The sequence below is a fragment of the Phormidium sp. FACHB-1136 genome (assembly GCF_014697375.1).
GTDB lineage: Bacteria > Cyanobacteriota > Cyanobacteriia > Phormidesmidales > Phormidesmidaceae > Nodosilinea.
The window spans coordinates 44,205-50,709 of the sequence record NZ_JACJRS010000039.1 but is presented as its reverse complement, the minus strand read 5'-3'; the positions used below and the strand labels follow the sequence as shown (position 1 = coordinate 50,709).

Below are 6,505 nucleotides of genomic sequence, written 5' to 3'. Positions count from 1 at the left end.
GTCAACGGTGAGTTTTGGGCCATCGTCAGTGATGAACCCACCGCCTTGCACACCTTCGAGGAATATAGTTTGCGCTTTGATATCGTAGCTTTAGCTTCCCGCAGGGTAGAGGTCTTTCTCGATGACCAGTTCTCATGGCTGGAATCTGAGGGTGTTCAGATTTTTGTGTAAGCCTGTGACGGTTCAGGGCTTGAAACGTTCTGGAAATAGGATAGCAAAATGTGACAGGGCGGCTCTCCAGTTTTTGATGGGCCTTGTCCATCGTTTGGCAATATGGTTCATGGCGAGATACATCAGTTTGAACACGGACTCTTCATCAGGGAAGACGGCTTTGGTCTTGATAACCTTACGCAGAGAGCGATTCAGGGATTCAATGGCATGGGTGGTGTAGATGGCTTTACGGATATCCATGGGGTAATCAAAGATCAGGATGATGTTCTCCCAGTGGCACAGCCAAATCTGGCTAATCGCGGGGTAATGCTCATCCCACTGGGCGGCGAAGGTTTCTAGGGCGACTTCCGCCTCCGCCAATGTGGCGGCTTGGTCGATGGGCTTGAGGTCAGCGACGACGGCCTTGCGGTCTTTCCAGGGAACATAGCGCAAGCAGTTGCGAATCAGATGGACGATGCACAACGGCACCTGGGTGTCGGGATAGACGGCCTCAATGGCCTGGGGAAATCCCGTGAGTCCATCCACGCAGGCGGCTAGGATATCCTTCACACCCCGGTTTTTGAGGTCGGTGAGCACCTTGAGCCAGAACTTGGCCCCCACCCTTCGGGAAGCAAGCTACCGCTTCCGCCTCGCCAATCCACAGACCCAGCAGGGTTTTGTTGCCCTCCACCGTCACCCCCAGGACGACGTAGACCGCCCGTTTGACGTAGAGGGCATCGAGATAGAGGATGGGGTACACCTCATCGAGGGGCCGACACGGCCAAGCTTTGACCTCCTCGCTCACCGCATCGGTGACCTCACTAATCAGCGAGGACGAGACATTGACCCCATAGGGTTCTTCCAGTTGAGCACTGATGTCTCGGGTGCTGTTGCCACGGGCATAGAGCGCCAGAATCTTCTCGTCGAGCCCCGGCAAGACGGCGCTGATGCTTCGGCACCAGGATCGGCCCGAAGTCGCCGTTCCGGTCACGCGGGATGGACAGGTCTAAATCCCCCTGGGTGGATTGCACCGTCTTTTTCGAGTAGCCGTTGCGGCTATTGCGACGCTCTGAGTCGGCCTCAGAGCCCGTCTCATCCTGCCCCAGGTTGTGACTCAGTTCTCCCGCGAGCGCTCGCTCCACCAGTCGCACGCTGATCTGTTTGAGCAGGCCGGACTCGCCCAGGATGTCCTCTGGCCCCTGGCAATCAGCCAACAGGTCGTCCAGCCTATCGTCGAGGCGGTTCGGTTCTTTCTTCTTGCGTACTCGGTTCTTTCTTCTTGCATACCATGATGCGGTCTCCTAGATTATCGGGATTCTAGACCGCTTACACAAAATTCTGATCAGTCTCCCCTACGCTTGACTTCTCACTCATCCAGCAAACTCAGCACCTCTTGTTCTACAGGGCGAGATCGCATCAATTCTGCTGGAATACCTTGATCCGCCAGTTGAATGATTTCCAGAATTAATCGACGCACCTGCTCGGCGATCTCAGGCTCCCATTGACCTAGCTTGGTATCAAGTTGTTCAACGATAGTAGACTTAATCGGAATTAAAAAAAGCAGTCAATTCTTTGCCTGAAATCGAACGTTCCTATAGTTACTGTGTGCATTTACATGCAGAGCGACTTATTACCGATAAGGTCTAGTGTCCATAAACGCCCTAATCATTGGATTCCGCTGCGTCGTCCTTGGCCTTGGCCGAAGTTGATTTGCGGGTGGTGGATTTTTTCGTCGTTGAGGTTTTGGTGTTTGCTGCCTTGGTGGTGCTCTTCGTGCCCGAAGCCTTACTCGCCGCTGCCGCTTTGGTGGTTTTAGCGGTCGTCCCGGTCTTGGTGCTCTTTTTTGTGGTGCCTGATTTCGTCGTGCTGGGCTTGCGGGTACCAGATTTAGCCGTACTGCCTTTCTTGGCCTTGCCGCCCTTGGTGGTAGCCTTAGCGGCGATCCATTCCAGGGCTTGCTCCACGGTGATGCTCTCTAGCTCCACGCCTTCGGGGACGGAGGCATTCACCTTGCCGTGCTTCACATAGTGGCCGTAGGGGCCGTTGAAGACGGCAATCATTTCGCCATCGTCGGGGTGGTTGCCCAGCTCCTTAAGGGGGGTGGCTTTGCCCCGTCCGCGTCCGGTTTTGGGTTGGGCCAGCAGTTCCAGCGCCCGTTCTAGGGAGATGGTCAGCACGTCGTCATCGCCCTTGATGGAGCGATAGTCTTTGCCGTCCTTGCCCTGGTCGTGGATGACGTAGGGGCCAAAGCGGCCTTGGCTGGCTTTGACGGGCTTGCCCGTTTCGGGGTGTTCGCCCAGCAGGCGCGGCAACCGCAATAGACCCACCGCCGATTCCAGGGTGATGTCTTCGGCCTTCATGCCCTTGGGCAGAGAGGCGCGTTTGGGTTTGGGGTTGTCGTCGGTGGCCTCGCCGAGCTGCACGTAGGGGCCGTAGGGGCCGATGCGAAGGAAGATCGGCTCTCCGGTGTCGGGATGGAGGCCGACTTTGTCCGGGCCTTCCACCTTTTGTTTGATGATGCGCTCGATCTGCTCCTCGTCCAGGTCGGCGGGGGGCACATCGGCGGGGATAGAGGCCCGCACCGATTCTTCGCCATCACCAATTTCGATGTAGGGGCCGTAGCGACCGATGCGTACCTTGGCCTCCAGGTCGTTGAGGACGACGGTGCGGGCTTCGGTGGCGTCGATCTGGGCTTCGCGGGTGTGGACTTGGGTTTCTAGGCCCTTATCTCCGGCGTAGAATTCCTTTAAATAGGGCAGCCAGTCCACTTCTCCGGTGGAGATGTCGTCGAGGGTTTGCTCCATGCGGGCCGTGAAGTGAACATCCACCAGGTCGGGGAAGTTTTGCTCTAGCAAAGCGGTGACGGCAAAGGCGGTGAAGGTGGGGATGAGGCTGTTGTTCACCAGGCGCACATAGCCCCGGTCGATGATGGTGCCGATGACGGTGGCGTAGGTACTGGGCCGACCAATGCCCTCGCTTTCTAGCACTTTGACTAGGGTGGCTTCGGTGTAGCGGGCGGGGGGCTGGGTTTCGTGGCCGATGGCTTCTAGATCGGAGCAGTTGAGGGCATCCCCAGTCCTGAGGTTGGGCAGCAGCACCTCTTGGCCTTCAATCGCCGCATCGGGATCATCGGATCCTTCTACGTAGGCGCGGAAGAAGCCAGGAAAATCAATGCGCTTGCCCGTGGCCCGGAAGATGGCGTCTTCCACCTCGATGGAGGCGGTGATGTTGGTTTGGCGGGCTTCGGCCATCTGGCTGGCGACGGTGCGCTTCCAGATTAGGTCGTAGAGGGACAGTTCCCGTCCCGACAACCCCGTTTCTGCCGGAGTTCTAAAGGTGCTGCCAGCGGGGCGAATGGCTTCGTGGGCCTCCTGGGCACCCTTGGATTTGGTGGCGTACTGGCGGGGTTTGGGGCTGAGGTATTCCTGGCCGTACTTGGTTTCCACGCAGGAACGGGCCGCTTCGATGGCCTGCTGAGACAGATGCACCGAGTCGGTACGCATGTAGGTGATGTAGCCCTGCTCATAGAGGTTTTGGGCCACGCGCATGGTGTCGCGGGCGGAGAGGCGCAGCTTGCGGTTGGCCTCCTGTTGCAGGGTGGAGGTAGTGAAGGGGGGCGAGGGCTTACGGGTGTTGGGCCGTTCCTCTAGGTTGCTGACCGTCCACACGCCTTCCAGCAGACGGGCTTGCAGATCACGGGCCTGGGCTTCATCGAGGAGGACAACTTCCCGACCCGCGATAATCTGCCCGGTGGATTCATCAAAGTCGCTGCCGTTGGCAAGGCGCGTCCCCGCCAGGGAATAGAGCTTGGCTTCAAAGGCGTTTTTGTCCTTCAACAGGCTGGCCTTCAAATCCCAGTAGGAGCCTTTTCGGAAGGCGCGGCGCTGCTGTTCGCGGTTCACCACCACCTTCACCGCCACGGATTGCACCCGTCCGGCGGACAGCCCTCCAGCGATTTTCTTCCACAGCAGGGGCGATAGGGTGTAGCCCACCAGGCGATCTAAAATGCGGCGGGTTTCCTGGGCATGGACAAGCTGATCGTCAATGGTGCGGCAGTTTTCCAGGGCAGATTGAATCGCCTCCTGGGTAATTTCGTGGAACACCATGCGCTTGGTGGGCACCTTGGGCTTGAGTACCTGGAGCAAGTGCCAGCTAATGCTTTCCCCCTCGCGGTCTTCGTCCGTGGCTAGTACCAGTTCGTCCGCGTCCTTGAGGGCGTCCTTGAGGGTTTTGACCACCTTCTTTTTGTCGCTGGGGACGATGTACAGCGGCGCAAAGTTATCGTCGGGGTTCACCCCCAACTGCGCCCACTTTTCCCCCTTCACCTCCGGCGGAATTTCGCTGGCCGAGCGGGGCAAATCGCGCACATGGCCCATGGAAGCCTCCACCCGATAGCCCCGTGGCAGGTAGTTGCGAATAGTTTTGGCCTTGGTAGGAGACTCGACAATAACAAGGGTTGACATAGGGCTGATGGCGCGGTTAATAGCGATGCGGCGGGCGGTAGACAGAGCCAGAAAGAAAGTGTACCCGACCGTTCCCCCGATTGAGATCCGGCTAGGGATAGGGCTGGGGAGCGAGACCCAGGTGTTAATCACTTTAATGCACAGGTTCAGGGAACTTGGTGGCAAATCCCTAAAAAACTTAATGATTGATGGAGCAGGTCTACGTTCACCATACCTATAAATGAATAGATCACAGAGGGGGATACCGTCTAGGGTGGGCAAAATCCCTCGGTATCTGCCCAGAGGGGCGGGATCGCGATAATATGCCAGGTGTAGGTTTGTAAACGTGTCATCGACAAGGGGAAGCGCCCATGGATTTTGCTAGCCTTGCGGCCCAGCTTAATGCTGGCACCATCTGGCCAGAGGGCATTATCGTTGCCACCATTCTGGTGATTTTGGTGGGAGATTTAATTCAGGGGCGTTCCTCCTCGGCTTGGACACCCTACGCCGCTATGGTGGGCGGTTTGGGGGCGATTGTGGCCCTAACCTTGCAGTGGGGCGCGGCCAATCCCATCGGCTTCCTGGGCGGCTTCAATGCCGATGACCTGAGCGTCATTTTCCGGGGCATCATCGTCCTCTCGGCGGTGTTCACGGTGCCCATGGCCATCCGCTACGTGGAGCAGTCCGGCACCTCCCTTGCGGAATTTTTGGTCATCCTGCTCACCGCCACCCTGGGGGGGATGTTCCTCTCCGGCGCGAACGAACTGGTGATGATTTTTGTCTCGCTGGAAACCCTCAGTATCGCCTCCTACCTGCTGACGGGCTACATGAAGCGCGACCCCCGTTCCAACGAAGCGGCGTTGAAATACCTGCTGATTGGGGCGGCGAGTTCCGCGATTTTCCTCTACGGCTCCTCCCTGCTCTACGGCCTCTCCGGCGGCGAAACCCGCCTATCGGAAATTGCCAACACCATCGTCAACGTTAACGGCGAAGCGCCCATTGGCCTAATTGTCGCCCTGGTGTTTGTGATTGCCGGGATCGCCTTCAAAATCGCCGCTGTGCCCTTCCACCAGTGGACGCCCGACGTGTACGAAGGCTCCCCCACTCCGGTGGTGGCCTTCCTGTCTGTGGGTTCCAAAACCGCTGGCTTTGCCCTGGCCATCCGCCTGCTGATTGAAGCCTTCCCCCTCGTCTCCGAGCAGTGGCGCTTTGTCTTCACCGCCCTGGCCATCCTCAGCATGGTGCTGGGCAACGTGGTGGCCCTGGCCCAAACCAGCATGAAGCGCCTCCTGGCCTACTCCTCCATTGGCCAAGCGGGCTACCTGATGATTGCCCTAGTCGTCGGCACCGATGCGGGCTATGCCAGCCTGATCTACTACCTGCTGGTGTACCTGTTTATGAACCTGGGCGGTTTCACCTGCGTGATTCTGTTTGCCCTGCGGACAGGCAGCGACCAAATCAGCGACTACAGCGGCCTCTACCAAAAAGACCCCCTGCTGACGTTGGGCCTCAGTATTTGTCTGCTGTCCCTCGGCGGCATTCCCCCCATGGCTGGGTTCTTCGGCAAAATCTACATCTTCTGGGCAGGCTGGCAAGCCGGAGCCTACGGCCTCGTGCTGGTCGGCTTGGTAACGAGCGTGATCTCCATCTACTACTACATCCGCGTCATCAAGATGATGGTGGTGAAGGAACCCCAGGAAATGTCCGACGTGGTGAAAAACTATCCCACCGTGCGCTGGGATTTGCCCGGTCTGCGGCCCATGCAAATTAGCCTGATTCTGGCCCTAGTGGCCACCTCCCTGGCCGGGATTTTGTCGAACCCCCTGTTCACCCTGGCCAACAATGCTGTGGTGCAGACGCCCATGCTGCAAACCCCAGTCGCCACGACGACCAACCTGGTCAATCCCGTGGCC

The 6,505-nt window shown here is 58.2% G+C and carries 1 protein-coding gene and 2 pseudogenes; 1 reads left to right on the top strand and 2 read right to left on the bottom strand.

Going from position 1 to position 6,505, the window contains the following annotated elements; genetic code table 11:
• Nucleotides 1-183 precede the first annotated feature (183 nt).
• Both H6G62_RS13390 and topA read right to left on the bottom strand, forming a co-directional pair.
• Nucleotides 184-1,376, bottom strand: a pseudogene (locus H6G62_RS13390) (IS256 family transposase).
• Between the two features lie 435 nt (nucleotides 1,377-1,811).
• Complete coding sequence (topA, locus tag H6G62_RS13380) at nucleotides 1,812-4,613, bottom strand: type I DNA topoisomerase (protein ID WP_190495908.1); 2,802 nt, start codon at nucleotides 4,611-4,613, stop codon at nucleotides 1,812-1,814.
• A gap of 350 nt (nucleotides 4,614-4,963) precedes the next feature.
• Here topA and H6G62_RS13375 point away from each other — a divergent pair.
• Nucleotides 4,964-6,475 (top strand): annotated as a pseudogene (locus H6G62_RS13375) (NAD(P)H-quinone oxidoreductase subunit N); the annotation flags it as partial.
• Nucleotides 6,476-6,505: the final 30 nt, after the last annotated feature.